Raw genomic sequence first — 25,072 nt, 5'->3', positions numbered from 1 at the left:
CAGGTGGCAGGGTAGCCGCATGTCGCTCGTCGAGTTGGACCTGCGCGGTCTCGGGCCGGGTCAGGCGCCGGCCCGCGAGGCGGTCGCTCCGGCGGTCGACGCCGAGGCGCTGCTGGTCCGCGGGCCGGTCCCGGCGCTGGCGGCGGTGCTGGCCGCGCTGCACCGGGCTGGGAGGACCGCCGTCGCGCCGGTCTCCTGGGAGCCGGCGGACGACGACGCCTCGGTGGGCCTGGCCCGGGCGCTCGGCGTGGGCAGCGGCGGCGAGGAGCGGGAGCTCTCCCTGGTGCGCGACGACCACGGCGGGGTGCTGCTGCACCACGGTCGGGTCGAGGCGGCCGGGGACGACCAGCGCCGCCCGCTGGCACGGCGACTGGGCGCACAGGCCTACAACGACGCGGTGCAGATCGCCGACGGGCTGATCACCCGGATCGACGTCCGCCCCGACTGGCAGGCGGTGGACACCCTCGGCGTGGCGGTCATGACGCTGCCGCTGCGCCCGGCACGGCGCAGCAGGGGGCGCGCCGTGCAGATCGCCTGCGACCCGGCCCGGGTCCTCCGCGACGGCGTCCCCTACCCGCGGCTGGTCAGCCGCTGGACGTGGTACGCCGACGACCGGGTGCGCTGGCGGCTGCGCCCCTGAGCGGCCTCCCTGCCGATGAGAGGACCTCGCCCCCTCAGCCCTCGGAGAAGGACCCCGTCCTCCTCGCCACTCGCAAGCTCGCGGCGAGCCTCTGGACGGGGCCGGGATCAGGTGAAGACGCTCACCCCGCCCGGGCCGACGAGCAGGCCCACGACGATGAGCACGATGCCCCAGAGCAGCTGCCCGCGCACGATCGCGAGGATGCCGGCGATGACGAGGACGACGGCGATGATCCAGAGAAGCGTGGCCATGCAGCACCTCCGGTGACGGGCGCCCGGACTGGGCACCAGGGACGGAGCGTAGCCACCGATCCTGGGAGCTGCCTGTCAAACGGTGACCATGGGTCATGCCGGGCCGGCGGTCGGCGTGCCGGACGCCGCCCGTGGGGGTCGGGCCGCGGGGCGCAGCAGGCGCTGGAACAGGTCGACGTGCCAGTCGACGAGGACCCGGCGGCCGACGTGTCCGCAGGGCCGGACCAGGTCGAGGCGGGTGAGGACGGCGTCGGCGTCGGCCCACAGCAGCGCGAGGTGGCCCGGCGCGGGACGGAACCGGTCGGGGTCGTCGTCCGGGTCCTCGGGGTCGTCGTCCGGGTCGAGGTCGAGCTGCAGCTGCCGGCTGGGGTCCTGGCGGTAGAAGGCGCGCAGGCCGTCGGTGGCCGCGGCGGGCAGCTCGCCGTCGTCGGAGCGCCACACGCGCAGCACGTCGCTGGGGGTGCGCAGGAGCAGTCCGCTCATGGCCAGGCCGAGGTTGTCGGTGCTGGTGTCGGCGAACTCCAGCTGGCGGGTCTGCAGCGGGTCGGACAGCTCGTCGTCCTCGGGGCGGGCACCCCAGGGCTTGAGCCGCTCCATCGCCTCGCGGCGGACCAGCTGGTGGTCGAGGTGGCGGTCCGCGGTGGGGTTCCAGCCGTGCGCGGCGTGGACGGCCGCGCTGACCGCGACGCCGGCCGACAGCGCCTGGTGGACGGCGAGCAGGAGGGGCCGCAGGCGGCCGATGACGGCTCCGGGCGAGTGCACGGTGTCATCGTCGTCCTACCGGACGACACCGCGGCCACGTGCCGTCCCCCGACCTGCGCTGAGCCCCACACTCCCATCCCCGCTCGGTGCTGCGCGTCAGGCGGCCAGCGAGGGGTCGCAGTCACGCAGGAGCTGGGTGCAGCGCTCCTGCTCGTCGGTCTCGCCGATGGCCTCGGCGGCCCGGGCCAGGGCCGTCACGCAGCGCAGGAACCCGCGGTTGGGCGCGTGCGACCACGGCACCGGGCCGTGGCCCTTCCAGCCGTTGCGTCGCAGCGCGTCCAGGCCGCGGTGGTAACCGGTGCGGGCGTAGGCGTAGGCCGCGATGGTGTCGGTCAGCCCACGGTCCGGCCGGTCGAGCGCCTGCTCGGCCAGCTCCGCCCACGCCGCGCTCACCGTCGGGTGGCGTGCCGCGACCTCGGCCGCCGGGATGCCCTGCGCGAGCTCCGCGTCGGCCTCCGGGGTGGGCGGCAGCAGCGTCGACGGCGGCTCACCCAGGAGGTTGGCGTGCGGATGCCCCATCAGGCGCCCTGCGACTGGCCGGCCGACAGCAGGTCCTCGCACGCCTGGACGATGCGCGCGGCCATGCCGGTCTCCGCCAACTTCATGTAGGTGCGCGGGTCGTAGGTCTTCTTGTTGCCGACCTCGCCGTCGACCTTCAGGACGCCGTCGTAGTTCTTGAACACGTGATCGGCGATCGGCCGGGTGAAGGCGTACTGGGTGTCGGTGTCGATGTTCATCTTCACCACGCCGTAGGAGATGGCCTCGCGGATCTCCTCCAGCAGCGAGCCCGAGCCGCCGTGGAAGACCAGGTTGAACGGCTTGGCGCCGTCCCCCAGGTTGAACTCCTTGGCCACGATGGCCTGGCCGCGCTCGAGCACGTCGGGGCGGAGCTTGACGTTGCCGGGCTTGTAGACGCCGTGCACGTTGCCGAACGTCGCGGCGAGCAGGTACACCCCCCGCTCCCCCAGGCCCAGCGTCTGCGCGGTGCGCAGGAAGTCGCCGTCGGCGGTGTAGAGCTTCTCGTTGATCTCGGCGGCGACGCCGTCCTCCTCGCCGCCGACGACGCCGATCTCCACCTCGAGCACCAGCTTCGCGGCGGCGCACTTCTCGAGCAGTTCCTCGGCGATCTGCAGGTTCTCGGTGAGCTCCACGGCCGAGCCGTCCCACATGTGCGACTGGAACAGCGGCTCCTGACCGGCGTCCACGCGGTCCTTGGAGATCGCGATCAGCGGGCGGACGTAGGAGTCCAGCTTGTCTTTGGGGCAGTGGTCGGTGTGCAGGGCGACGGTGACCGGGTACCTCTCGGCGACGACGTGGACGAACTCGGCCAGGGCGACCGCGCCGGTGACCATGTCCTTGACCTTGGTTCCCGAGGCGAACTCCGCGCCACCGGTGGAGAACTGGATGATGCCGTCGCTGCCGGCGTCGGCGAAGCCGCGCAGGGCGGCGTTGACCGTCTCCGAGGAGGTGCAGTTGATCGCCGGGTAGGCGTAACCGCCCTCCTTGGCCCGGCTGATCATGTCGGCGTAGACCTCAGGGGTCGCGATGGGCATGCGGGGCGCTCCTTGCTGGCACGGACACTGCGTCTTGCTTGTACGGACACTGCGTCTTGCTTGTACGGACACTGCGTCGCTGCACGGACACTGCGTCGGGGACGGCGCTTGCTCGGCGGCCAGTATCCCGCCGAGGCCGTGTGCCGCGACACCCACCGGCCGATCGGACCGGTCGGCGCTCAGCCCTGCTCGACCCGGCTGGCGACGCGGGCGGCGACGGCCACGGGGTCGTGGACCGGGGAGAACGGCGGCGCGTAGGAGAGGTCGGAGCCGGCGAACTCCTCGGCGGTCAGCCCGGCCCAGATGGCGGTGGCCAGGACGTCGATCCGCTTGCCGGCGCCGGGTCCACCGACGATCTGGCCGCCCAGCAGCTGGCCGGAGCCCCGGTCGCTGACCAGCTTGACCGTCATCGGCTCGGCGCCCGGGTAGTAGCCGGCGCGCGTCGTCCCCTCGATCGTCTCGGTGCGGACGTCGTGGCCGGCCGCCGCGGCCTGGCTCGCGCACAGGCCGGTCCGGCCGATCTCCAGGCCGCCGACCTTGGTCAGCGCGGTGCCCAGCACCCCGGCGAAGCGGGCCGCCCGCCCGCCGATGACCGAGCCGGCGACCCGGCCCTGCTTGGTGGCGTGCGTGCCGAGGGCGACGTGCACCGCCTCGCCGGTGAGCCGGTGGTACGTCTGCGAGCAGTCGCCGGCGGCGTACACCTCCGGGTGCGAGCGGCTGCGCTGGGTGCGGTCGACCTCGACGGCGCCGGTCTCGCCGATCCGCAGCCCGGCGGCGCGGGCGAGCGCGACCTCCGGGCCCATCCCCAGCCCGAGGACGACGAGGTCGCACTCGTAGCTGCCGGCGTCGGTGCGGACGGCCCGCACCACCCCGTCGGCGTCGGCCTCGACCTCCCGGACCGGCTGGTCGGGCTGGACGTCGATGCCCAGGTCGCCGATCGCCTTGCAGATCCGCTCACCCATGTCGGCGTCGAGCTGGGTCATCGGCAGCGGGTCGGCGAGCACGATCGTCACGGCCAGTCCGCGGGCGTGCAGGACGTCGGCCATCTCCAGGCCGATGTACCCGCCACCCAGGACGACCGCCCTCCGGGCGCCGGCGGCGACCGCGGCGCGGATGTCGGCGCCGTCGGCCAGCCGGTGCACCCCGTGCACGCCCTGCGCGTCGAGCCCGGGCACCGGCGGGCGCATCGGCCGGCCGCCGGTGGCGATCACCAGCCGGTCGTAGCCGAACGTCTCACCGGTGCTGGTCCGCACGGTGCCGGCGTCGAGGTCGACCTCCTCGGCGCGCGTGGCGGTGCGGACGTCGACGTCCTGGGCGGCGAACTCGCGCGGGGTGCGGGCGATGAGCCGGTCGCGGTCGCCCACGACGTCCCCGACCCAGTAGGGGATGCCGCAGGCCGAGTAGGAGACCTCGGGGCCCTGCTCGAGGACGGTGATCGCCAGGTCGGAGGCACCGCGCAGCCGGCGGGCCTGGGCCGCCGCGGACATGCCCGCGGCGTCGCCGCCGACGACGACCAACCGCTCTGCGCTCATGGGGTCAGCGTGTCACCTCGGGCCCGGCGGCACGCTGATCCAGCACGCCCGCGACGGGTGCGTGCGCTCACCGCCCGGGAGCGCGGGGTCACTCCAGGCCGAGGTCGGCGAGGGTGAAGGCGGCGCGGTACTCCAGCCCCGCCTCCTCGACCGCGGCCCGCCCGCCGCGGTCGACGACCACGGCCACGGCGATCGGCTCGGCACCGGCCTCCCGCAGCGCCTCGACGGCGGTCAGCGGGCTGGAGCCGGTGGTGGAGACGTCCTCCACCACGAGCACGCTGCGCCCGGCGACGTCCGGCCCCTCGATCCGCCGCTGCAGGCCGTGTGCCTTGCCGGCCTTGCGGACGACGCAGGCGTCGAGGAACCCCTCCCCGGCGGCCGCCGCGTGCAGCATCGCCGTCGCCACCGGGTCGGCGCCGAGGGTGAGCCCGCCGACGACGTCGTAGCGCAGGTCGCCGGTCAGCTGCCGCATCACCCGGCCGACCAGCGGAGCGCCCTCGTGGTGCAGGGTCAGCCGGCGCAGGTCGATGTACCAGTCGGCCTCCCGCCCCGAGGAGAGCGTGACCCGGCCCTGGACGACGGCCAGGTCGAGAACGAGCTCCAGCAGCCGGTCGCGGTCGGGCAGGATGGCGGGAGCCGTCATGACGCCGACCCTACTGACGCCGGCGCCCCCCTCCTCGGCGTCCGCTGAGCCTGCGAAGGGCTCGAGGGGGACGGCGGGGCGAGCACCTGGTCGAGGACGTAGACGGTCGCGTTCGCCGTCCGCAGGCCGCCGCAGGCCACCGCCGCGTCGGTCGTCCCGACGAGGGTCTGGTCGGCGGTGATGGTGGAGCCCTCGTCCGAGCCGTCCACGGTGACCTGGTCCCCGTTCAGCGTGGGATGCGTCCCGGCCAGCTCGGCGGGGGTCAGCCGGCCGGGGATCACGTGGTGGGTGAGCAGGGCGGTCAGCCGGGGCATGTCGGCCAGCACCGGGTCGAGCGTGTCGGCGGGCACCGCCTCGAACGCCGGGTCGGCCGGGACGAGCACGGTGACGTCCTCGGTGACGTTGAGCGAGTCGACGAGCGTGGCCGCGCGCACGGCAGCCGTGAACCGGGACAGGACCGGGATGCCGGCGGCCGCGGTGACCAGCGGGGTGTCGGGCGCCCCGAGCCGGCCGTCCGTCCCGGCGAGCGGCAGCGCGGAGCAGCCGGCGCCGAACGGCCCGGCCGGGGCGGCCGAGGTGCTGAGCGCGGCGGCGGCCTCCGGGGAGGGCCCGGCAGAGCCGCAGGCGCCCAGCGGGAGCACCAGGGCGACGGCGACGGCCAGAGTGGTGCGGCGGCGCGTCACGAGGGGTGGGGCTCCTCCGTCCGTCCTGGGCGGGCGCCATCATCCCCACCCCGGCCCGGCCGGGGTGGGCGCCACGCCCGGACGACGCCGCGGGCCGCCGTCCGGGAGGACGACGGCCCGCGGGAGCCGGGTCGGCCGTCAGCGCAGCCCGGCCGCCCGCCGCTGTCCCATGATCCGGTACCACTCGTTCGACGGCGGCCGGGTCAGCAGCACGATGCCGACGATCACCAGCAGCATCTGGCACACCGAGAGGGCGGTCATGAAGCCGGTGCTCGGCTGCGTCAGCGCGGACAGCCCGCCGAGGATGGTGAAGGCGCCGAGCACGAACAGGACGATCCGTGCCCAGTTGCGGCCGTTCCAGGCGAACCAGATGAACAGCGCCTCCAGGGCGACGAAGAACAGCCCGATGACCGCGCTGACGATGAGCACCGCCCGGATCGCGTCCTGCGACACGGTGACCCCGGACTGGGCGAGCTCGGCGTCGATGAGGCCGTCGATGCTGCTGAACGTGACCACCGACCCCACCAGGCCGAGGACCAGGTTGGCCACGAACGCGCCGACGCCGAAGCGGACCGCGTCCGGCCGCGGCGGCGCGGGCGGCGCGTACCCGGGCGCCGACGGAGCCGGCCCGTAGCCGTAGCCGTAGGGCGGCTGCGCGGGCGGCGCCTGCCAGCCCTCCTGCGCGGGCGGCGCCTGCCAGCCCTGCTGCTGTGGGAGCGGTGGCTGCTGCCACCCCTGCTGCGGGTCGTGGCCGCCCTGCCCTGATGTCATCGCGTGCTCCCTGGTCGGTCCCATGGTGTCTGCGGCGATGATCACCCACCGTCCCGGCCCCGGGCCAGGGTCGCAGGTCGATCGAGACCAAGTCACAACATCGGCCTCCAGGGACCCTCCGGGCCCACTGCGACCACCCGCGGCGGGACACGGCGAGGGCCCGCCGCCCCGGGTGGGACGGCGGGCCCGGCGGCGGGCCCCCCTACAGAGTGCCGCCGCGGCCCCGTCCCGGGCCCCGCCCTGAGCCTGGGAAGGGTTGGAGAGGACGGGCGGCCTCCCTGCAGGGGCCCGCCGCGAGCCTGCGAGCGGTGGGGGGCAGGGAGGTCCTTCGTCAGCCGCGGCGGACGGTCAGCCCCTCGACGGCGAGGTCGTCCGGGGCGTCGACGACGACCTCGTCGCCGTCCCGGATGTCGCCGGCCAGCAGCGCCTTGGCCAGCTGGTCGCCGATCGCCGACTGCACCAGCCGGCGCAGCGGGCGGGCGCCGTAGACCGGGTCGAACCCGTTGAGCGCCAGCCACTCGCGCGCGGCGTCGGTGACCCGCAGGGTGAGCCGGCGGGCGGCCAGCCGGCGGGCGAGCACGCCGACCTGGATGTCGACGATGCCGGCCAGCTCCTCGCTGCCCAGGGCGCGGAACACCACGACGTCGTCGAGCCGGTTGAGGAACTCCGGCTTGAAGTGCTGCCGGACCACCTCGAGCACCGCCTCGCGGCGCCGCTCCTCCGGGACCGACTGGTCGGCGATCAGGTACGAGCCGAGGTTCGACGTCAGGATCAGGATGGTGTTGCGGAAGTCGACCGTGCGGCCCTGGCCGTCGGTGAGCCGGCCGTCGTCGAGCACCTGCAGCAGCACGTCGAAGACGTCCGGGTGGGCCTTCTCCACCTCGTCCAGCAGGACGACGGTGTACGGACGCCGCCGCACCGCCTCGGTCAGCTGGCCGCCGGCCTCGTAGCCCACGTAGCCGGGGGGCGCACCCACCAGCCGGGCCACCGAGTGCTTCTCGGAGTACTCGCTCATGTCGATGCGGACCATCGCCCGCTCGTCGTCGAACAGGAACTCCGCCAGCGCCTTGGCCAGCTCGGTCTTGCCGACGCCGGTCGGGCCGAGGAACAGGAACGACCCGGTGGGCCGGTCGGGGTCGGCCACGCCGGAGCGCGCCCGCCGGACGGCGTCGGAGACGGCACGGACGGCGTCGGGCTGGCCGACGACCCGCTTGCCGAGCTCGTCCTCCATCCGCAGCAGCTTCTGCGTCTCGCCCTCGAGCAGCCGGCCGGCGGGGATGCCGGTCCAGGCCTGCACGACCTCGGCGATGTCGTCGGGGCCGACCTCCTCCTTGAGCATGGAGTCGCCGGTCTCCACCGACGCCTCGGCCTCGGTCAGCGCCTTGTCCAGCTGCGGGATGCGCCCGTAGCGCAGCTCGGCCACGTGTGCGAGGTCGCCGTCCCGCTCGGCGCGCTCGGCGTCGGTGCGGGCCCGCTCCAGCTCCTCCTTGATCTGCTGGATGCGGACGATCGCGCCCTTGTCCTGCTGCCAGCGGGCGGTCAGCTCGTCGAGCTGCTGCCGCCGGTCGGCCAGGTCGGCGCGCAGCGCGGCCAGCCGCTCGACCGACGACGGGTCGTCCTCCTTGGCCAGCGCCATCTCCTCGATCTCCAGCCGGCGGACGGCGCGCTCGACCTCGTCGACCTCGACCGGCCGGCTGTCGATCTCCATGCGCAGCCGGCTGGCGGCCTCGTCGACCAGGTCGATCGCCTTGTCCGGCAGGAAGCGGGCGGTGACGTAGCGGTCGGACAGGGTGGCGGCGGCGACGATCGCGGCGTCGGTGATCCGGACGCCGTGGTGCACCTCGTAGCGCTCCTTCAAGCCGCGCAGGATGCCGATGGTGTCCTCCACCGAGGGCTCGCCGACGAAGACCTGCTGGAAGCGGCGCTCGAGCGCGGGGTCCTTCTCGATGTGCTCGCGGTACTCGTCGAGGGTGGTCGCGCCGACCATGCGCAGCTCGCCGCGGGCCAGCATGGGCTTGATCATGTTGCCGGCGTCCATGGCCGAGTCACCGGTCGCACCGGCGCCGACGATGGTGTGCAGCTCGTCGATGAAGGTGACGACCTGCCCCTCGGACTCGGCGATCTCCTGCAGCACCGCCTTGAGCCGCTCTTCGAACTCGCCGCGGTACTTGGCGCCGGCGACCATGCTGGCCAGGTCGAGCGCCATGAGCCGCTTGCCCTTGAGGCTCTCCGGGACGTCCCCGGCGACGATCCGCTGGGCCAGGCCCTCGACGATCGCGGTCTTGCCGACGCCGGGCTCGCCGATCAGCACCGGGTTGTTCTTGGTGCGGCGGGAGAGCACCTGTACGACGCGGCGGATCTCGGTGTCGCGGCCGACGACCGGGTCGATCTTGCCCTCGCGGGCCCGCTCGGTGAGGTCGACGGCGTACTTCTCCAGGGCCTGGAAGGTGTTCTCGGGGTCGGGCGTGGTGACCTTGCGGTTGCCGCGCACGGTGCGGAAGGCGGCCAGGAGCGCGTCGCGGGTGGCGCCCGAGCTCTTCAGCACCGCGCCGGCCTCGCCCGCGGAGTCGGCCAGGCCGACCAGCAGGTGCTCGGTGGAGACGTACTCGTCGCCCAGCGCGCTGGCCTGCTCACCCGCGGCGTTGAGCACTCGGAGCAGCTCGCGCGACGGCGACGGCGCAGGCACGGTCGTACCGCTCACGCTGGGCATCCGCCGCAGCGCGGCGTCGGTCTTGGCGCGGACGTCGGCGACGTCCGCGCCGACCGCCTTCAGCAGCGGTCCGGCGATGCCGTCGGTCTGCTCGAGCAGCGCGGCGAGCAGGTGCAGGGGCTCCAGCGCGGCCTGGCCGCGGTCGACCGCCAGCCGCTGGGCGGCCGCGATCGCCTCCTGCGAACGGGTGGTCAGCTTGCTCTGCATGGTCTCTGCGGGGAGTCCTCTCCGGGAGGGGCCGGGAGACCCGGCCGGGGTTGTCGAGGGGTCCAACGCGGTCAGGGTTGAGTCTGTTCCGCTCAACCTCGCGCGTTCACCTGGTGCAGGACCCGTCCTGCACCGGGAGACCCCCGGACGGAAGGATCCGGTCCGGCTGGACCGGCCCCCTAGACTTCGGAAGATGACCGGTCTGCCCGCACCGAGCGCGGTCCTCGAGGACCAGCTGTGCTTCGCGCTCTACGCCGCCTCACGGGCGCTGACGGCGCGCTACCGCCCCCTGCTCGACGCGATCGGCCTCACCTATCCGCAGTACCTGGTGATGATGCTGCTGTGGGAGGCCGACAACCAGACCGTCGGCCAGCTCGGCGCCCGCCTCGCGCTCGACAGTGGCACGCTCTCCCCGTTGCTCAAGCGGCTCACCACCGCCGGCCTGGTCACCCGGCACCGCCGGGTGGAGGACGAGCGCTCTGTCTCCATCGCCCTGACCGACGCCGGGCGGGCGCTGCAGGACAGGGCCGACGCGATCTCCGCGGAGATCATCTGCGCCCTCGACCTGGACCGCGAGGAGTTCGCCGACCTCAAGGCCAAGCTCAACCTGGTCGCCGAGCGGGTCAGCCGCCGTTGATCAGGATGGTCGTGCACGACCGATCGGGGTAGCCGAGAGCGACGCCCCGTCCGAGGAGGAGGACCCATGCCCACCCGTACCGCCCGCACCGCCTGGAACGGCACCTTGCAGGAGGGGTCCGGCCAGGTCGAGCTGTCCAGCTCGAAGGTCGGCACCTACGAGGTCTCGTTCCCCAAGCGCACGGCCGAGGAGGCCAACGGGACGACCAGCCCGGAGGAGCTCATCGCGGCCGCCCACTCGTCGTGCTTCGCGATGGCCCTGTCCAACGAGATCGCCAAGGCCGGAGGCACCCCCCAGGCGCTGGAGATCTCGGCCGACGTCACGCTCGGCCAGAAGGACGGCGCGCCGACGATCACGAAGATCGAGCTCACCGTCCGCGGTGAGGTCGACGGCCTCGACGCCGCGGGGTTCGAGAAGGCCGCCCAGGCGGCCAAGGTCGGCTGCCCGGTCAGCCGGGCGCTGGCCGGCGTCGACGACATCAGTCTGGACGCCGCCCTGGAGAAGTAGAAGTAGAAGTAGAAGGACCCTCCTGCCCCCCGCCACTCGCAAGCTCGCGGCGGGCTCCTGCAGGAGGGCCGATCGAGGCTCGCGGCGGGATTCTCGAGGGGGCCGCCAGGGCCTGAGGAGGCCTGACAACGGCGGCCCGTCCCCGTCGGGATGGGCCGCCGTGGGCGTCTGCGGGCTCAGCGACCGGCGCGCAGCCGCTCGTCGCCGCTCTCGGTCCGCAGCGCCACCTCACGGATGAACCCGATGGCGGCCACCGCGACCACCGCCACGATGGCGGAGACGAGGAAGATCCGGCCGGTCGCGTCGCCGTAGGAGACCTGGATCAGCGTCCGGACCGCCGGCGGGGCGTCGGCCAGGTCGGCCAGTCCCACCGAGCCGGAGCCCTGGGCGGCCGCCGCGGCGCCGGGCGTGCTGGCCAGGCCCTGCGCGATCAGGTCACCGACGCGGGTGGAGAGCACCGCGCCGAGGACCGAGACGCCGATCGTGCCGCCCAGGCTGCGGAAGAAGGCGACCGCCGAGCTGGCCGCGCCGAGGTCCCGGGCGGCGACGGTGTTCTGCACGGCCAGCACCAGGTTCTGCATGGTCATGCCGATGCCGACACCGAGCACGAACAGGAACACCCCGAGCACGACCATGTCGGTCTCGTGGTCGATGGTGGCCAGCAGGCCGAAGCCGACGACCACGAGCAGCGACCCGGCGACCAGGTAGCGCTTCCACCTGCCGGTGCGGGTGATGAGGATGCCGGAGACGGTCGAGGACAGCAGCAGTCCGCCGACCATCGGGACGGTGAGCAGACCGGCCGCCGTGGGCGAGTAGCCGCGGGAGATCTGCAGGTACTGCCCGAGGAACACCGACGAGCCGAACATCGCCACGCCGATGGCCACGCTGGCCATGATGGCCAGCGTCGTCGTCCGGTCGCGGAACAGCCGCAGCGGCACGATCGGCTCGGCGGCGCGCAGCTCGGTGACCACGAAGGCGGCGATGGCCAGCAGCCCGCCGGCGAGGAACAGCGCCGTCTCCACCGACCACCACGGGAAGGTGCCGCCGGCCAGGGTGACCCAGATGAGCAGCGCCGAGACGCCGGCGGTGAGGAAGGCCGCGCCCAGGTAGTCGATGCGGACGTCGCGCCGGGTGACCGGCAGGTGCAGGGTGCGCTGCAGCAGGACCAGCGCCACGGCGGCGAAGGGGACACCGACGTAGAACACCGATCGCCAGCCCAGCCAGCTGGTGTCGACCAGGAGCCCGCCGATGAGCGGGCCGCCGACGGTGGCCACCGCGATCACCGCACCGATGAGGCCGGAGTACCGGCCGCGCTCGCGGGGGCTGATCATCGCGGCCATGGCGATCTGCACCAGGGCCTGGACGCCACCGAGGCCGAGGCCCTGCAGCGCCCGCCAGGCGATGAGCGTGTCCACCGACTGCGCCAGGCCGGCCAGCATCGAGCCCGCGATGAAGACGACGATCGAGATCTGCAGGAGCAGCTTCTTGCTGAACAGGTCGGCGAGCTTGCCCCAGATCGGCGTGGAGGCGGTCGAGGCCAGCAGCGTCGCGGTGACCACCCAGGTGTACTGGCCCTGGGTGCCGCGCAGCTCGGTGATGATCGTGGGCAGGGCGTTGGAGACGACCGTCGAGGACAGGAACGCCACGAACATCGCCAGCAACATCCCCGACAGCGCCTCGAGGACCTGCCGGTGGGTCATCCGGCCCTGCTGCTCGGCCGGTGGCCCGGTCTCCCCGGCGGGGGCGGCCGCCGGCCCGGCGGGCCGACCGAGGGTACTGCTGCTCACGGGTTCTCCTGATCTCGAGGGAGTCGGGTCGAGGGGCCTCAGCGCGGCGCGGCGTCCGCGGGGCGGCGGGGTGGGGGCGCGGCGGCGGGCCGCCCGGCCGCCTCGAGGTCGGCGATCAGCCGCTCGAGCAGCTCGGACAGCCGCCGGCCGTCCTCGTCGTCCCAGCCGGCCAGCGCCGAGGCGGCCCAGCTGGCGCGGACGGCCCGGGTCGCGGCCATGGCCTTCACCCCGGCCGGGCTCAGCCCGATCAGGCTGGCCCGGCCGTCCTCGGGATCGGGCCGCCGCTCGACGTAGCCGCCCCTCTCCAGCGTCGCGACCTGCCGGCTGACGACGGAGACGTCCACCCCCGCCTGCACGGCCAGTGCGCTGCACCGCTGCTCGCCGTCGCGCTCCAGCGACACGAGCAGCGCCCAGCCCGAGGAGGGCAGGTCACCGTAGAGCTCGGTCGCCACGCGGGAGCCCAGGTGGCGGCCGGTGCGCAGCAGGGCGGCCACACCGGAGCCGAGCCGGTCGATGGTGGTGGGGGTGATGGGCACGACGTCGTCCTCGACGCAGGGGGTTGCTTGCAGACACCAACCATACATCTATTTGGTTGCAGAAGGCAACTCACCGCTGGGGGGTCGGGTCATCCGGACGACCGCACGCCGCCCTCGCGCAGCTCCGCGGCCAGCGCGGCGGCCGCCGACTGCAGCAGCGGTACCACCCGGGGCACCGCGTCCATGCCCAGCCGGCCGGCCGGGCCCGACACCGAGATGGCGCCGGCCGAGGAGCCGCCGGGCACCGGGACGGCGACGCAGCGGACGCCGGCCTCCTGCTCGCCGTCGTCGACCGCGTAGCCCTGCTCGACGATCCCCGGCAGCTGCGCGAGCAGCTCGTCGGGGTCGGTCACCGTGCGTTCCGTGCGCACCGGCATGCCCGCCCGCGCGAGCAGCGTGCGGGCACCGGCGGCGGCCAGCTGGGCGAGCAGCACCTTGCCCACGCCGGTGCAGTGCAGGTGCACCCGCCGTCCCACCTCGGTGAACATCCGCATCGAGTGCCGGGAGGGCACCTGGGCGACGTAGACGACCCGGTCGCCGTCGAGCATGGCCAGGTTCGCCGTCTCCCCGATCGCGTCGACCAGCCAGGACAGGTGCGGCTGGGCCCAGGTGGCCAGCGACCGCGACGAGCACTCGCCCAGGTGGACCAGCCGCGGACCCAGGACGTAGCGGCGCGACGGCAGCTGGCGCACGTAACCGCGGGTTCCGAGCGTGCGCAGCAGCCGGTGGATCGTGGAGACCGGCAGACCGCTGTCGGCGGCGAGCCGACTGATCGCGACCTCCCCCCCGGCGTCGGCCATGAGCTCGAGCAGCAGGAAGGCCCGCTCCAGCGACTGCACACCGTCCGACGAGCGCTCTGCTGCCATCGCCGCCTCCACACCCGGACGCCCGACGTGCCGCGTCCTCCCCGCCCGCCACCCTCCTTGACCCCGGGTGATCCGGGCCACTAACGTCCAGAACGGCTGTTTTCCGAGAAGCAGACCCGGTTTTCCACGAAGTGGAACGACCCTACCGCGCCGGCCGGCGTCCGGCGCGATGACCTCCAGGGAGAACCATGAGCAGCAGCGCGGGCGTGGACGGCCTCGAGGTCACCGGCCCGAGGGGAGACCGGTACGACGAGGTCCTCACACCGCAGGCGCTCGAGCTCGTCGCCCTCCTCCACCGCGAGCTGAACGGGCGCCGGCTGGAGCTGCTCGCCGCCCGCCGGGAGCGGGTGCGCGCGCTCGCCGACGGCGGCACCCTCGGCTTCCTCCCCGAGACGGCGGGCATCCGGGACGACGACTCCTGGCAGGTCGCCGACCCCGCCCCCGGCCTGGTCGACCGCCGCGTGGAGATCACCGGCCCGACCGACCGCAAGATGACGATCAACGCCCTCAACTCCGGCGCCAAGGTGTGGCTGGCCGACCACGAGGACGCCAACACCCCGCTGTGGGACAACGTCATCGGCGGCCAGCTCAACCTCAAGGACGCCCTCGACCGCACCATCGACTTCACCTCCCCGGAGGGCAAGAGCTACACCCTCGCCCCCGACGAGGAGCTGCCGACGATCGTCGTCCGCCCGCGGGGCTGGCACCTGCCGGAGAAGCACGTCACCGTCGACGGCGAGCAGACCTCCGGCAGCCTGGTCGACTTCGCCCTCTACCTGGCCAACTGCGGGCAGAAGCAGATCGACAAGGGCCGCGGCCCCTACTTCTACCTGCCCAAGATGGAGAGCCACCTCGAGGCGCGGCTCTGGAACGACGCGTTCAACCTGGCACAGGACCACCTGGGCATCCCCCGCGGCACCATCCGCGCGACGGTGCTCATCGAGACCTACCCCGCGGCGTTCGAGATGGAGGAGATCCTCCACGAGCTGCGCGAGCACTCCTCGGGCCTCAACGCCGGCCGCTGGGACTACATGTTCAGCGTCATCAAGAGCTTCCGGACCCGCGGCGAGGAGTTCCTCCTGCCCGACCGCAACTCGGTGACGATGACCGTGCCGTTCATGCGCGCCTACACCGAGCTGCTGGTGCGCACCTGCCACAAGCGCGGCGCGCACGCCATCGGCGGCATGGCGGCGTTCATCCCGTCGAAGGACCCCGAGGTCAACGAGCAGGCCTTCGCCCGCGTCCGCGCCGACAAGGAGCGGGAGGCGGCCGACGGCTTCGACGGCTCCTGGGTGGCCCACCCGGGCATGGTGGAGGTGTGCAAGGAGGCGTTCACCGCCGTCCTCGGCGACCGGCCGAACCAGATCGACAAGAAGCGCGAGGACGTGCACGTGACGCCTGCGCAGCTGCTCGACGTGAGCTCCACCCCCGGCGAGGTCACCGAGGCGGGGCTGCGCAGCAACGTCAGCGTCGGCATCCAGTACCTGGAGTCGTGGCTGCGCGGGTCGGGCGCGGTCGGCATCAACAACCTCATGGAGGACGCCGCCACCGCGGAGATCTCCCGCAGCCAGGTGTGGCAGTGGCTGCACAACGGCGTCCGGCTCGCCGACGGCGAGACGGTCACCCGGGAGCTGGTGGAGCGGATCGTCGACGAGGAGGTGGAGGCGATCGCCGACGCCCTGGGCGACGCGTTCTCCTCCGGCCGCTGGGACGACGCCCGCGCGCTGTTCCTGGAGATGGCGCTGGCCGACGAGTACCCGGACTTCCTGACCCTGCCCGCCTACGAGCGGATGCCCTGATCCCGAACCTGTCCGCCTGCGAGCGGATGCCCTGACCGACGACGGCGTCGGCTGACCGGAGGCCTGAGCCATGGGCGGCACGCACGGAACGGAGACGACGGCGGGGCCGGTGCTCGGTCCCGTGTCCCCGGAGGAGACCGGCGCCACCGGCGAGGCGGGCGGCAACCCCGAGGCGATGGCCGCGGTGACCCGGGCGGTCCGGGCGGTGCTGCCCGCGAACGCGGTCGTCAGCGACCGGATCGAGCTGCGCACCTACGAGTGCGACGGGCTGGCCCACTACCGCGTCACCCCCGCCCTTGTGGTGCTGCCGCAGACCACCGAACAGCTGGCGGCCGTCGTCCGCGCCTGCGCCGAGCACGGCGTGCCGTTCGTCGCCCGGGGGTCGGGCACCGGCCTGTCCGGCGGCGCCCTCCCCCGGGCCGACGGCGTCCTGGTGGTGACCTCGCGGATGCGCACCATCCACGAGATCCGCCCGGCCGACCAGCGCGCCGTCGTCGACCCCGGCGTCCTCAACCTCGACGTCACGCACGCGGCCACCCCGACGGGCTACTACTACGCACCGGACCCGAGCAGCCAGCAGATCTGCTCGATCGGCGGCAACCTGGCCGAGAACTCCGGCGGCGCGCACTGCCTGAAGTACGGCTTCACCACCAACCACGTCCTCGGCGCCGAGTTCGTGACACCCCAGGGGGAAGTGGTGCAGCTCGGCGGGCTCGCCCCGGACGCCCCCGGCTACGACCTGCTCGGCGCGGTCGTCGGCTCGGAGGGCACCCTGGGCATCGCGACGCGGGCGGTCGTGAAGCTGACCCGCCTCCCCCAGGAGGTGCGCACGCTGCTGGCCGGCTTCGCCTCCACCGACGACGCCGGCGCGGCCACCTCGGCGATCATCGGCGCCGGGATCGTGCCGGCGGCGATCGAGATGATGGACGCCCTCGCCATCGAGGCCGCCGAGGCCGCCACCCACTGCGACTACCCGGCCGGCGCCGGGGCGGTGCTCGTCGTCGAGCTCGACGGCCCCGCGGTCGAGGTCGAGCACGAGTTCGCCCAGGTGGAGCGGACCTGCCGCGAGCACGGCGCCTTCGCCCTGCGGGTGGCCACCGACGCCACCGAGCGGGCGCTGATCTGGAAGGGCCGCAAGTCCGCCTTCGCCGCGGTGGGCCGGATCAGCCCGGACTACATCGTCCAGGACGGCGTCATCCCGCGGACCGCGCTGCCCGGGGTGCTGCGCGCGATCGCCGAGCTGTCGGCCTCCTCCGGCGTCCGCGTGGCCAACGTGTTCCACGCCGGCGACGGCAACCTGCACCCGCTGGTCCTCTTCGACGACGCGGTCGAGGGCGCGGGCAAGGCCGCCGAGGAGGTCAGCGGCGCCATCCTCGACCTGTGCATCGGCTCCGGCGGGTCGATCACCGGCGAGCACGGCGTCGGCATCGACAAGGCCGCCTACATGCCCAAGATGTTCAGCGACGAGGACCTGGACACCATGCAGCTGGTCCGCTGCGCCTTCGACCCCGACGGAATCGCCAACCCCGGCAAGGTCTTCCCCACCCCGCGGCTGTGCGGGGAGGTACCCGGCAAGAAGAGGGGCGCGCCGCACCCGCTGGTCGCGGCCGGCAAGGCGGAGGCGTTCTGATGACCGCCCTCGGCACCGACCTGGGAGCCGCCCGCAGCGCGCTGACCTCGGCCTGCGGGGACGTCGCCGACGCCACCGAGGCCGACGCCGTCGACGGCGTGCAGCCCGCCCTCGTCGCCCGGCCGGCGTCCACGCCCGAGGTCGCCGAGGTGCTGCGGGCCGCGGCCGCGCACGGCCTGGCCGTCGTCCCCCGCGGTCGGGGCACCAAGCTCACCTGGGGCCGGCCGCCGGAGCGGGCCGACCTGGTCGTCGACCTGTCCCGGCTGGCCGCCGTCCTCGACCACGCCGCCGGCGACCTGATCGTCGAGGCCCAGGCCGGGACGCCGCTGGCCGACGTGCAGCGCACGGTCGCCGCAGCCGGGCAGCGCCTCGCCCTCGACGGGACCGTCGAGGGCGCCACCGTGGGCGGCACGCTGGCCACCAACGCCAGCGGCCCGTCGCGGGTCGGTGTCGGCACCGCCCGCGACCTGCTCATCGGCGTCACCGTCGTCCGCGCCGACGGCGTCGTGGCCAGGGCCGGCGGCCGGGTGGTGAAGAACGTGGCCGGCTACGACCTGGGCAAGCTGGTCATCGGCTCGTTCGGCACGCTCGCCGTCGTCACCGAGGCGGTGTTCCGGCTGCACCCGCTGCCGGCGGCCCGCCGGGTCGTCACCGCGCCGTTCGACCGGCCGGAGGAGGCCCAGCGGCTGGTCCAGCAGGTGGTGCAGGCGCAGGTCGTCCCGTCCGCGGTCGAGGTCGACTGGCCCGCCGGCGGCCCCGGCTCGGTGTCGGTGCTGCTGGAGGGGATCGAGGCCGGCGTCGAGGGGCGGACGGCGACGACCCGGCAGCTGCTCGGCCCCGACGCCGCCGCGAGCCCCGACCCGCCGGCCGGCTGGGCCCGGTACCCGTGGGCCGACGGACCGGGGCGCCCGACCGCGCTCAAGGCCACGTTCGCCCTCTCCGGCCTGGCCCGGGTGCTCGCCACCGCCCGGTCGGCGGCGGCCGACGCCGGGACGGCGATCGACCTGCGCGGGTCCGGTGGCGCCGGCGTGCTGTACGGCGCGCTCCCCGCGGACGCCGACGCCGCCGCCGTCGCCGCGGTGGTCGAGCGGCTGCGCGCGGTGTGCACCCGGGCCGGCGGGGCGCTGGTCGTCCTCGACGCCCCACCGCAGGTGGAGGCGGCGGTGGACACCTGGGGGCCGGTCCCCGCGCTGGACCTGATGCGCCGGGTGAAGGAGCGGTTCGACCCGGAGCGCCGGCTCGCGCCCGGGCGGTTCGTGGGCGGGCTGTGAACAGCCGGTTCGGAGGAGGGATCTGATGACGACGACGCCCGAGCGCAGCGGACCCGTGCCGCTGGGCGTGCCCGCGCCCGGCGCCTTCGACGCGCACCACCCGCCCTCGGCCGAGCTGGTCAGCGACTGCGTGCACTGCGGCTTCTGCCTGACCACCTGCCCCACCTACACCCTGTGGGGCGAGGAGATGGACTCCCCCCGCGGCCGGATCTACCTCATGAAGTCCGGGCTCGAGGGCGAGCCGATGACCGATTCGATGGTGCAGCACTTCGACGCGTGCCTGGGCTGCATGGCCTGCGTGACCGCCTGCCCGTCGGGGGTGCAGTACGACAAGCTGATCGAGGCCACCCGGGCACAGGTCGAGCGCAACCACACCCGCACGCCCAAGGACCGGGCGCTGCGGACGGCGATCTTCGCGCTGTTCCCGCACAAGCGGCGGCTGCGGGCGCTGCGGGCCTACCAGCGCACCGGCATGCCGGCGCTGGTGCGCCGCACCGGCCTGCTCGAGCGGTTCGCGCCCAAGCTGGCCATGATGGCGAGCCTGGCGCCGCCGCCGCCGGACAAGCGCGAACCCATCCCGGCCCGCACCCCCGCGGTCGGCCGGCGGCGGGCCGTCGTCGGGCTGCTCACCGGCTGCGTGCAGGGCGAGTTCTTCCCCGGTGTCAACGCCGCCACCGTGCGCGTGCTGGCGGCCGAGGGCTGCGACGTCATCGTGCCGCAGGCCCAGGGCTGCTGCGGCGCGCTGTCGGTGCACAACGGCCGGGACGAGGAGGCGAAGCGGTTCGCCCGGCGGACCGTCGACGCCTTCGAGGCCGCCGGCGTGGACGCCGTGGTGGTCAACGCCGCCGGCTGCGGGTCGAGCATGAAGGAGTACGCGCTGCTGCTGGCCGACGACCCCGCCTACGCCCAGCGCGTCGAGGCGTTCGCGGCGCGGGTGCGCGACGTCTCCGAGATCCTCGCCGAGCTCGGCTCGGTCGCCCCCCGTCACCCGCTCGAGGTGAGCGTGGCCTACCACGACGCCTGCCACCTGGCCCACGCCCAGGGCGTGCGCGCCCAGCCCCGGGCGCTGCTGCGGGAGATCCCCGGCCTCGAGCTGCGGGAGATCGCCGAGTCGGCCATCTGCTGCGGCTCGGCCGGCATCTGGAACGTGCTCAACCCCGAGCCGGCCCGCGAGCTGGGCGACCGCAAAGCGGCCAACATCGCGGCCACCGGGGCGTCCCTGCTGGTGACGGCGAACCCCGGCTGCCTCATGCAGGTCGCCGCGTCCCTGCAGCGCCGGGGCGCCCGCATCGGGATGGCGCACACCGTCGAGGTCCTCGACGCCTCCATCCGGGGGCTGCCGCCCTCGGCGCTCGGCGTTCCCTGAGGAGGAAGGACCCTCCTGCCCCCACTGCTCGCAGGCTCGGCAGCCAGGCCCCCTCCCGGGTCCCCCTCCGAGCGGAGCGAGGGGTGGGGAGGAGGGGGTCCTTCTCCCTGCACGGGGGCCGTTCCAGCTCGTCACCAGGAGGAGCACCGTGTTCGAGCAGGTCGTCGACCCGGTCGGCGGGTCACTCGCACTGAGCGCGCTGGTGGCGGCGATCCCGCTGCTCGCGCTGTTCCTGCTGCTCGGCGCGCTGAGGGTCAAGGCCTGGCTGGCCGGGTTGATCTCCCTCGCCGTCGCGCTGGTCCTCGCCGTCGCGGCGTTCCGGATGCCGGTGGGCCAGGCCCTGCTCTCGGCGTCGGAGGGGGCGGCCTTCGGGTTCTTCCCGATCCTGTGGATCGTCATCAACGCGATCTGGGTCTACAACCTCACGGTCGCCACCGGCCACTTCGACGTCCTGCGGCGCTCGTTCGAGAAGGTCAGCCCCGACCAGCGGATCCAGGCGATCATCATCGCCTTCTGCTTCGGCGCCCTGCTCGAGGCGCTGGCCGGCTTCGGGACGCCGGTCGCGATCAGCGTCGTCATGCTGATGGCGCTGGGCTTCGCACCGATCAAGGCCGCGGCGGTGGCGCTGATCGCGAACACGGCGCCGGTCGCGTTCGGGGCGCTGGCCACGCCGATCGTCACGCTGGCCACGGTGACCTCCGGTGTGAGCGACGACGCGCGGCTCACCGTCGACACCCTGGGCGCCATGGCCGGGCGGCAGACGCCGATCGTCGCCGCGTTCGTGCCGCTGGTGCTGGTGCTGGTCGTCGACGGCCGGCGCGGGCTCAAGGACACGTGGCTGGAGGCGGTCGTGGCCGGCGTCTCCTTCGGCCTCGCCCAGTTCGTCGCCGCCAACTACATCTCGGTGCCGCTGACCGACATCATCGCCTCGCTGGTGGCCGCGGCTGCGGTCGTCGCCGTCGTCCGGGTGCGCCCGGCCGCGTACCAGCCGGTGACCGCGACCGCCGGGACCGCCGCGGCGGGGTCCGGCGGGCACGGTGCCACGACCCGGACGGCGGCCGGCGGAGCCGGGGTCACCGCCGGCGAGGAGCTCGGCGACGCCCCGGGGCGGCAGGGCCCGCGCGACCCGCACGCCCCGCGCACCGGCGCCGACGCCACCCCGGCGGTGCCCGACAGCCGGGACGAGGTGGTCAAGGCCTACGCCCCGTACGGGATCGTCATCGTGATCTTCGCGCTGGCCAACCTGGGCCCGGTCAAGGCGGCGCTGGCCGAGCAGCCGTGGACGTTCACCTTCCCGTGGCCGGGGCTGGACGTGTTCGCGGCCGGGTCGAACACCGAGCTGGCGTCGACGACCTTCACCGTCAACTGGCTGCCCGCGGCCGGCACCCTGATGATCCTCGCCGGCATCCTCACCATGCTGGTGCTGCGGATCTCCCCCGGGCGGGCGCTGCGGGCCTACGTCGACACCTACCGGGAGCTGAAGTGGGCCATCGTCACCGTCATGGCGGTGCTGGCGCTGGCCTACGTGCTCAACCAGTCGGGGATGACCGGCCACCTCGGCCGGGCGCTGGCCGGGACCGGCGCCTTCTTCGCGTTCCTCTCACCGATCCTCGGCTGGATCGGGGTGGCGGTGACCGGGTCGGACACCTCGGCCAACGCGCTGTTCGGCGCGCTGCAGGTGCAGACCGCGGTCGGCGCCGGCCTCGACCCGGTGCTGCTGGCTGCGGCCAACTCCTCCGGCGGGGTCATGGGCAAGATGGTCAGCCCGCAGAACCTGGCCATCGCGGCCTCCGCCGTCGGCATGGCCGGCCGGGAGGGGGAGCTGTTCCGCAAGGTGTTCGGCTGGAGCATGCTGCTCCTGCTGGCCATGTGCCTGATCGTGGTGCTGCAGGCCACGCCGGTGCTGGGCTGGATGGTCCCCGGCCCCTGAGGCCCCGCCGTCCCGGGGGCTTCAGCGGCCGCCGGCGGCCTCGCGGCGGTCGGCGGCCTCGGCCTCGCGGGCCTCGCCCAGCCGGTTGAGCCGGCCCAGCAGCTGGCCGAGCGTGGCGACGTCCTCGGCGGGCCAGTCGGCCAGGTCGGTCTCCCAGCGGGCTCGGCGGGCCTCCCGGATGCGGGCGAGCCGCGCCGCTCCGTCCGCGGAGGTGCGCAGCACCTGCGCGCGCCCGTCGGCCGGGTCGGCCTCCCGGGTGACCAGGCCCAGGTCGACCAGCGAGGCGACCTGGCGGCTCACCGTGCTCTTGTCCAGCCCGAGCCGGGCCACCAGGTCGCTGGCCCGCAGCGGGCCGGCGTCCTCCAGCAGGGCGAGCAGCCCGTAGGCCGCGCCGTCGAGGTCGGGGTGCAGCTCCCGGGAGAGCCGGGCCGAGATCGCCCGGGAGCGCCGCAGCAGCAGGCCGATCTCGCGCTCCACCCGGACGAACGCGGCGCGCGGGTCGGCCAGGGCACCTGCTCGCCGGCGCTCGTCGCCACCGCGACCGGGCGGTGCCGCGGCCACCGGTGAGCTCGCCCGCTCGATCACCGGTCGTCCCGGGGACGCCAGACCACCAGCGCGGAGGTCGCGGGCCGCATCGGCGCCAGGTCGCCTCCGTAGCCGGCCCGCAGCGCCGACTCCGCGGCGATCCGCCGGCCCTCGGCGACCTCCAGCTCGGCGAGCAGCTCCTGCACCCGCTGCCGCAGCGCCTCGACCTGCGACTCCAGGTCGATGATCCGCTTGATCCCGGCCAGGTTGACGCCGTCCTCCTGGGACAGCCGCTGCACCTCGCGCAGCAGCGCGACGTCGCGCGGGCTGTACCGCCGGCCACCGCCGGGGGTGCGGCCCGGGCTGACCAGCCCCAGCCGGTCGTACTGGCGCAGCGTCTGGGCGTGCATGCCGGCCAGTTCGGCGGCGACGGAGATGACGAAGACCGGCGCGTCGTCGGCGACGCCGCGGCCGGCGTCCTCCCGGGTGCGGCCGCCGGCGGCGGGGGCCGTCACCGCGCACCTCCCTGCACCGCGGCGGTGATCTGCGGCCGCGGGTCACCGAGCTCGGCGTCGAGCACCTTGACCGCTTCCTCGGCGGCCGGCGAGAGCCGCTTGGGCACCGCGACCTCCACGGTGACCAGCAGGTCACCGGCCCGGCCCTTGCCCGGGACCCCGCGTCCGCGGACCCGCAGCGTCTGGCCGCTGGCCGTCCCCGCCGGGACCTTGAGCGTGACGTTGCCGTCGAGGGCGGGCACGGTCAGCGTGGTGCCGAGGGTGGCCTCGGGGAAGGTGACCGGCACGGTGAGCGTGAGGTCGCTGCCCCGGCGGCCGAACAGCGGGTGCTCGGAGACGTGGACGACGACGAACAGGTCGCCGGCCGGCCCGCCGCGCCGCCCGGGCGCGCCCTTGCCCGCCAGCCGGATGCGCTGGCCGTCCTTGACCCCGGCCGGGATCCGCACGGTGATGGTGCGGGTCTGGTTGGTGACGCCGTTGCCGCCGCAGGTCGGGCAGGGGTCGTCGACCACCTGGCCGGTGCCGCGGCAGTTGCGGCACGGCTCGGAGAAGGCGAACGCGCCCTGGCTGCGGCTGGTCACGCCGGCGCCCTGGCACACCGGGCAGGTGTGCGGGCTCGTGCCCGGCTTCGCGCCGCTGCCGGCGCAGGTCGGGCAGGTGCCCGGGCTCTGCATGCGCAGCGGCACCGTCACCCCGAGGACGGCCTCCTCGAAGGAGAGGGTCGCCTCGGTCTCCACGTCCTGGCCGCGGGCCGGGCCGGACGCCGCCTGGCTGCGGGCCCGGGCCGAGCCGCCCCCGCCGAACAGGCCGCCGAACAGGTCGCCGAGCCCGCCGGTGCCGGAGCGACCGCCGCCCGCGGTGCCGAAGAGGTCGCCGAGGTCGAACGACTGGTCGCCGCTGCCGCCGGGGAACCCACCGGGGAACCCGGCCCGCGCGCCGGCGCCGCCCGCCCCGAACAGGCGGCGGGCCTCGTCGTACTCGGCCCGCCGCTTGCTGTCGGAGAGGACGTCGTAGGCCTCGGAGACCTCCTTGAACCGCGCCTCGGCCTCCGTGTTGCCCGGGTTCTTGTCCGGGTGCAGATCACGGGCCAGCTGGCGGTAGGCCTTCTTGATCGTCGCCGCGTCGGCGTCCTGGGAGACACCCAGTGCGGCGTAGTAGTCCTTCTCGATGAAGTCCCGGGTGCTCATCGGGCGCCCCCTCTCCCGCTCAGTCGGACGCCGGGCCGGTCGCCGGGTCGCCCTCGGCCACCGTGTCCTCGGACGCGGCGGCGGGGGTCTGCGGGTCGGTGACCGCGACCATCGCCGTCCGCAGCACCCGGTCGCCGCGGCGGAAGCCCTGCCGCAGCACGGTCGTGGCGGTCGGGACGGCGACCTGGGTCGAGGTCTCGTGCATGACCGCCTCGTGCAGCGCCGGGTCGAACGGGTCGCCGGCCGTGCCGAACGCCGTCACGTCCAGCCCGTCGAGCAGGCCGAGGACGCGGTCGGCGACCACCTTGAAGGCGCCGGTCAGGTCGCCGTGGTCGCGGGCCCGCTCGATGTCGTCGACGATCGGGAACAGCTGCACGGCGAACCGCTCGGCCGCCTGGTCGGCGACCAGCTGACGGTCCCGGTCCACCCGGCGGCGGTAGTTGGCGTACTCGGCGGTGACCCGCTGGAGGTCCTCGGTCCGCTCGGCCAGTTGACGGGCCGTGTCGTCGTCCACCGTCGTCGTCTGCCCGACGGCGGTTCCCTGCTCGCTCATCTGCTCCCCTGCTGCGTCCGCGCCCGGGCGGGCGCCGGCCGGCTGCTCACCGGCCGGCACCCGCACGGTGCCGCTGGTCGGGTCGATGCGCCGCTTGTCGCGGATGACGACCCGCGGCTCCTCTTCCCTGGGCTGTGTCATCGGTGACCTCCGCCAGGGTGACCTCCGCCAGCTCCGGTCACGGGATCGGCGGAGGTCACCTCGACTCCCG

General features: G+C 74.4%; 24 protein-coding genes. 8 read left to right on the top strand and 16 right to left on the bottom strand.

Going from position 1 to position 25,072, the window contains the following annotated elements:
- The first annotated feature begins 19 nt into the window (after positions 1-19).
- Positions 20-640, top strand: a complete 621-nt coding sequence (locus DQ238_RS06820; protein WP_113780540.1) for a hypothetical protein — start codon at positions 20-22, stop codon at positions 638-640.
- Between the two features lie 107 nt (positions 641-747).
- Here the strand turns inward: DQ238_RS06820 and DQ238_RS23070 are convergent, their stop codons facing one another.
- The 9 genes from DQ238_RS23070 to clpB all read right to left on the bottom strand — a co-directional run bounded on the left by DQ238_RS23070 (position 748) and on the right by clpB (position 9,752).
- The gene (locus DQ238_RS23070; RefSeq protein ID WP_199506176.1) at positions 748-891 is read right to left on the bottom strand and encodes a GPGG-motif small membrane protein; all 144 of its coding nucleotides are present in this window, start codon (positions 889-891) and stop codon (positions 748-750) included.
- A 93-nt stretch (positions 892-984) separates the two neighbouring features.
- Entirely contained in the window at positions 985-1,653 is a 669-nt protein-coding gene (locus DQ238_RS06815) for a hypothetical protein (RefSeq protein WP_113780539.1), read from the bottom strand.
- 96 nt (positions 1,654-1,749) lie between these two features.
- A complete protein-coding gene (locus DQ238_RS06810) occupies positions 1,750-2,172 on the bottom strand; it encodes a DUF3151 domain-containing protein (RefSeq protein WP_113780538.1) in 423 nt (140 codons plus the stop codon).
- A complete protein-coding gene (gene fbaA / locus DQ238_RS06805) occupies positions 2,172-3,206 on the bottom strand; it encodes a class II fructose-bisphosphate aldolase (RefSeq protein ID WP_113780537.1) in 1,035 nt (344 codons plus the stop codon). The genes DQ238_RS06810 and fbaA overlap by 1 nt, the downstream gene beginning before the upstream one ends.
- A gap of 179 nt (positions 3,207-3,385) precedes the next feature.
- Positions 3,386-4,738, bottom strand: a complete 1,353-nt coding sequence (locus DQ238_RS06800) for an FAD-dependent oxidoreductase (protein WP_113780536.1) — start codon at positions 4,736-4,738, stop codon at positions 3,386-3,388.
- Between the two features lie 88 nt (positions 4,739-4,826).
- A complete protein-coding gene (gene pyrE / locus DQ238_RS06795) occupies positions 4,827-5,381 on the bottom strand; it encodes an orotate phosphoribosyltransferase (RefSeq protein ID WP_199506175.1) in 555 nt (184 codons plus the stop codon).
- Entirely contained in the window at positions 5,378-6,064 is a 687-nt protein-coding gene (locus tag DQ238_RS06790; RefSeq protein ID WP_113780535.1) for a fasciclin domain-containing protein, read from the bottom strand. Before DQ238_RS06790 ends, pyrE begins: the two co-directional genes overlap by 4 nt.
- Positions 6,065-6,202: 138 nt before the next feature.
- Positions 6,203-6,835, bottom strand: coding sequence for a hypothetical protein (locus DQ238_RS06785; protein ID WP_147263020.1), 633 nt, complete (start codon positions 6,833-6,835; stop codon positions 6,203-6,205).
- Between the two features lie 331 nt (positions 6,836-7,166).
- Positions 7,167-9,752 carry an ATP-dependent chaperone ClpB gene (gene clpB, locus DQ238_RS06780; protein ID WP_113780533.1) on the bottom strand — a complete coding sequence of 862 codons (2,586 nt, stop codon included), beginning with the start codon at positions 9,750-9,752 and terminating at the stop codon, positions 7,167-7,169.
- Positions 9,753-9,945: 193 nt separating this feature from the next.
- Here clpB and DQ238_RS06775 point away from each other — a divergent pair, with 193 nt between their 5' ends.
- Together DQ238_RS06775 and DQ238_RS06770 are read left to right on the top strand one after the other, a co-directional pair.
- Positions 9,946-10,389 (top strand): MarR family winged helix-turn-helix transcriptional regulator, encoded by a 444-nt coding sequence (locus tag DQ238_RS06775; protein WP_113780532.1) that lies wholly within the window; start codon positions 9,946-9,948, stop codon positions 10,387-10,389.
- A gap of 66 nt (positions 10,390-10,455) precedes the next feature.
- Entirely contained in the window at positions 10,456-10,896 is a 441-nt protein-coding gene (locus DQ238_RS06770) for an OsmC family peroxiredoxin (RefSeq protein WP_113780531.1), read from the top strand.
- Positions 10,897-11,072: 176 nt separating this feature from the next.
- On the opposite strand, the gene DQ238_RS06765 is transcribed toward DQ238_RS06770, so the two are convergent.
- The 3 genes from DQ238_RS06765 to DQ238_RS06755 form a co-directional block, all read right to left on the bottom strand.
- The gene (locus DQ238_RS06765) at positions 11,073-12,683 is read right to left on the bottom strand and encodes an MDR family MFS transporter (RefSeq protein ID WP_233495772.1); all 1,611 of its coding nucleotides are present in this window, start codon (positions 12,681-12,683) and stop codon (positions 11,073-11,075) included.
- 38 nt (positions 12,684-12,721) lie between these two features.
- The gene (locus DQ238_RS06760) at positions 12,722-13,219 is read right to left on the bottom strand and encodes a MarR family winged helix-turn-helix transcriptional regulator (RefSeq protein WP_113780530.1); all 498 of its coding nucleotides are present in this window, start codon (positions 13,217-13,219) and stop codon (positions 12,722-12,724) included.
- An 89-nt stretch (positions 13,220-13,308) separates the two neighbouring features.
- Positions 13,309-14,085 carry an IclR family transcriptional regulator gene (locus DQ238_RS06755; RefSeq protein WP_113780591.1) on the bottom strand — a complete coding sequence of 259 codons (777 nt, stop codon included), beginning with the start codon at positions 14,083-14,085 and terminating at the stop codon, positions 13,309-13,311.
- 188 nt (positions 14,086-14,273) lie between these two features.
- Here DQ238_RS06755 and aceB point away from each other — a divergent pair, with 188 nt between their 5' ends.
- From aceB to DQ238_RS06730, 5 genes are all read left to right on the top strand, one after another.
- A complete protein-coding gene (gene aceB, locus DQ238_RS06750) occupies positions 14,274-15,884 on the top strand; it encodes a malate synthase A (protein ID WP_113780529.1) in 1,611 nt (536 codons plus the stop codon).
- Between the two features lie 70 nt (positions 15,885-15,954).
- On the top strand, positions 15,955-17,514 hold the full coding sequence (locus DQ238_RS06745; protein WP_199506174.1) for an FAD-linked oxidase C-terminal domain-containing protein: 1,560 nt from the start codon (positions 15,955-15,957) through the stop codon (positions 17,512-17,514).
- Positions 17,514-18,785, top strand: a complete 1,272-nt coding sequence (locus DQ238_RS06740; protein ID WP_113780528.1) for an FAD-binding oxidoreductase — start codon at positions 17,514-17,516, stop codon at positions 18,783-18,785. The genes DQ238_RS06745 and DQ238_RS06740 overlap by 1 nt, the downstream gene beginning before the upstream one ends.
- A 25-nt stretch (positions 18,786-18,810) precedes the next feature.
- Positions 18,811-20,151: a glycolate oxidase subunit GlcF gene (glcF, locus tag DQ238_RS06735; protein ID WP_113780527.1), complete on the top strand. Its 1,341-nt coding sequence runs from the start codon at positions 18,811-18,813 to the stop codon at positions 20,149-20,151.
- A gap of 148 nt (positions 20,152-20,299) precedes the next feature.
- Entirely contained in the window at positions 20,300-22,081 is a 1,782-nt protein-coding gene (locus tag DQ238_RS06730; protein ID WP_113780526.1) for an L-lactate permease, read from the top strand.
- 21 nt (positions 22,082-22,102) lie between these two features.
- Here DQ238_RS06730 and DQ238_RS06725 read toward each other — a convergent pair whose 3' ends face one another.
- From DQ238_RS06725 to grpE, 4 genes are read right to left on the bottom strand one after another with little or no spacing between them, the layout of a single operon-like run.
- The gene (locus tag DQ238_RS06725; protein WP_233495771.1) at positions 22,103-22,666 is read right to left on the bottom strand and encodes a MarR family winged helix-turn-helix transcriptional regulator; all 564 of its coding nucleotides are present in this window, start codon (positions 22,664-22,666) and stop codon (positions 22,103-22,105) included.
- On the bottom strand, positions 22,663-23,121 hold the full coding sequence (locus tag DQ238_RS06720; protein WP_113780525.1) for a heat shock protein transcriptional repressor HspR: 459 nt from the start codon (positions 23,119-23,121) through the stop codon (positions 22,663-22,665). The genes DQ238_RS06725 and DQ238_RS06720 overlap by 4 nt, the downstream gene beginning before the upstream one ends.
- The gene (gene dnaJ, locus DQ238_RS06715) at positions 23,118-24,308 is read right to left on the bottom strand and encodes a molecular chaperone DnaJ (protein ID WP_113780524.1); all 1,191 of its coding nucleotides are present in this window, start codon (positions 24,306-24,308) and stop codon (positions 23,118-23,120) included. Before dnaJ ends, DQ238_RS06720 begins: the two co-directional genes overlap by 4 nt.
- A 19-nt stretch (positions 24,309-24,327) precedes the next feature.
- Positions 24,328-25,002, bottom strand: a complete 675-nt coding sequence (gene grpE / locus DQ238_RS06710) for a nucleotide exchange factor GrpE (protein ID WP_113780523.1) — start codon at positions 25,000-25,002, stop codon at positions 24,328-24,330.
- Positions 25,003-25,072 lie beyond the last annotated feature (70 nt).

Source organism: Geodermatophilus sp. TF02-6 (assembly GCF_003319115.1).
GTDB lineage: Bacteria > Actinomycetota > Actinomycetes > Mycobacteriales > Geodermatophilaceae > Geodermatophilus.
This window is presented reverse-complemented; position numbering and strand designations above follow the sequence as displayed.

Coding starts and splice junctions, on each gene's coding strand:
- DQ238_RS06820 (WP_113780540.1), top strand. CDS start 20: ATGTCGCTCGTCGAGTTGGACCTGCGCGGTCTCGGGCCGGGTCAGGCG.
- DQ238_RS23070 (WP_199506176.1), bottom strand. CDS start 891: ATGGCCACGCTTCTCTGGATCATCGCCGTCGTCCTCGTCATCGCCGGC.
- DQ238_RS06810 (WP_113780538.1), bottom strand. CDS start 2,172: ATGGGGCATCCGCACGCCAACCTCCTGGGTGAGCCGCCGTCGACGCTG.
- fbaA (WP_113780537.1), bottom strand. CDS start 3,206: ATGCCCATCGCGACCCCTGAGGTCTACGCCGACATGATCAGCCGGGCC.
- DQ238_RS06800 (WP_113780536.1), bottom strand. CDS start 4,738: ATGAGCGCAGAGCGGTTGGTCGTCGTCGGCGGCGACGCCGCGGGCATG.
- pyrE (WP_199506175.1), bottom strand. CDS start 5,381: ATGACGGCTCCCGCCATCCTGCCCGACCGCGACCGGCTGCTGGAGCTC.
- DQ238_RS06785 (WP_147263020.1), bottom strand. CDS start 6,835: ATGACATCAGGGCAGGGCGGCCACGACCCGCAGCAGGGGTGGCAGCAG.
- clpB (WP_113780533.1), bottom strand. CDS start 9,752: ATGCAGAGCAAGCTGACCACCCGTTCGCAGGAGGCGATCGCGGCCGCC.
- DQ238_RS06775 (WP_113780532.1), top strand. CDS start 9,946: ATGACCGGTCTGCCCGCACCGAGCGCGGTCCTCGAGGACCAGCTGTGC.
- DQ238_RS06770 (WP_113780531.1), top strand. CDS start 10,456: ATGCCCACCCGTACCGCCCGCACCGCCTGGAACGGCACCTTGCAGGAG.
- DQ238_RS06755 (WP_113780591.1), bottom strand. CDS start 14,085: ATGGCAGCAGAGCGCTCGTCGGACGGTGTGCAGTCGCTGGAGCGGGCC.
- aceB (WP_113780529.1), top strand. CDS start 14,274: ATGAGCAGCAGCGCGGGCGTGGACGGCCTCGAGGTCACCGGCCCGAGG.
- DQ238_RS06745 (WP_199506174.1), top strand. CDS start 15,955: ATGGGCGGCACGCACGGAACGGAGACGACGGCGGGGCCGGTGCTCGGT.
- DQ238_RS06740 (WP_113780528.1), top strand. CDS start 17,514: ATGACCGCCCTCGGCACCGACCTGGGAGCCGCCCGCAGCGCGCTGACC.
- glcF (WP_113780527.1), top strand. CDS start 18,811: ATGACGACGACGCCCGAGCGCAGCGGACCCGTGCCGCTGGGCGTGCCC.
- dnaJ (WP_113780524.1), bottom strand. CDS start 24,308: ATGAGCACCCGGGACTTCATCGAGAAGGACTACTACGCCGCACTGGGT.
- grpE (WP_113780523.1), bottom strand. CDS start 25,002: ATGACACAGCCCAGGGAAGAGGAGCCGCGGGTCGTCATCCGCGACAAG.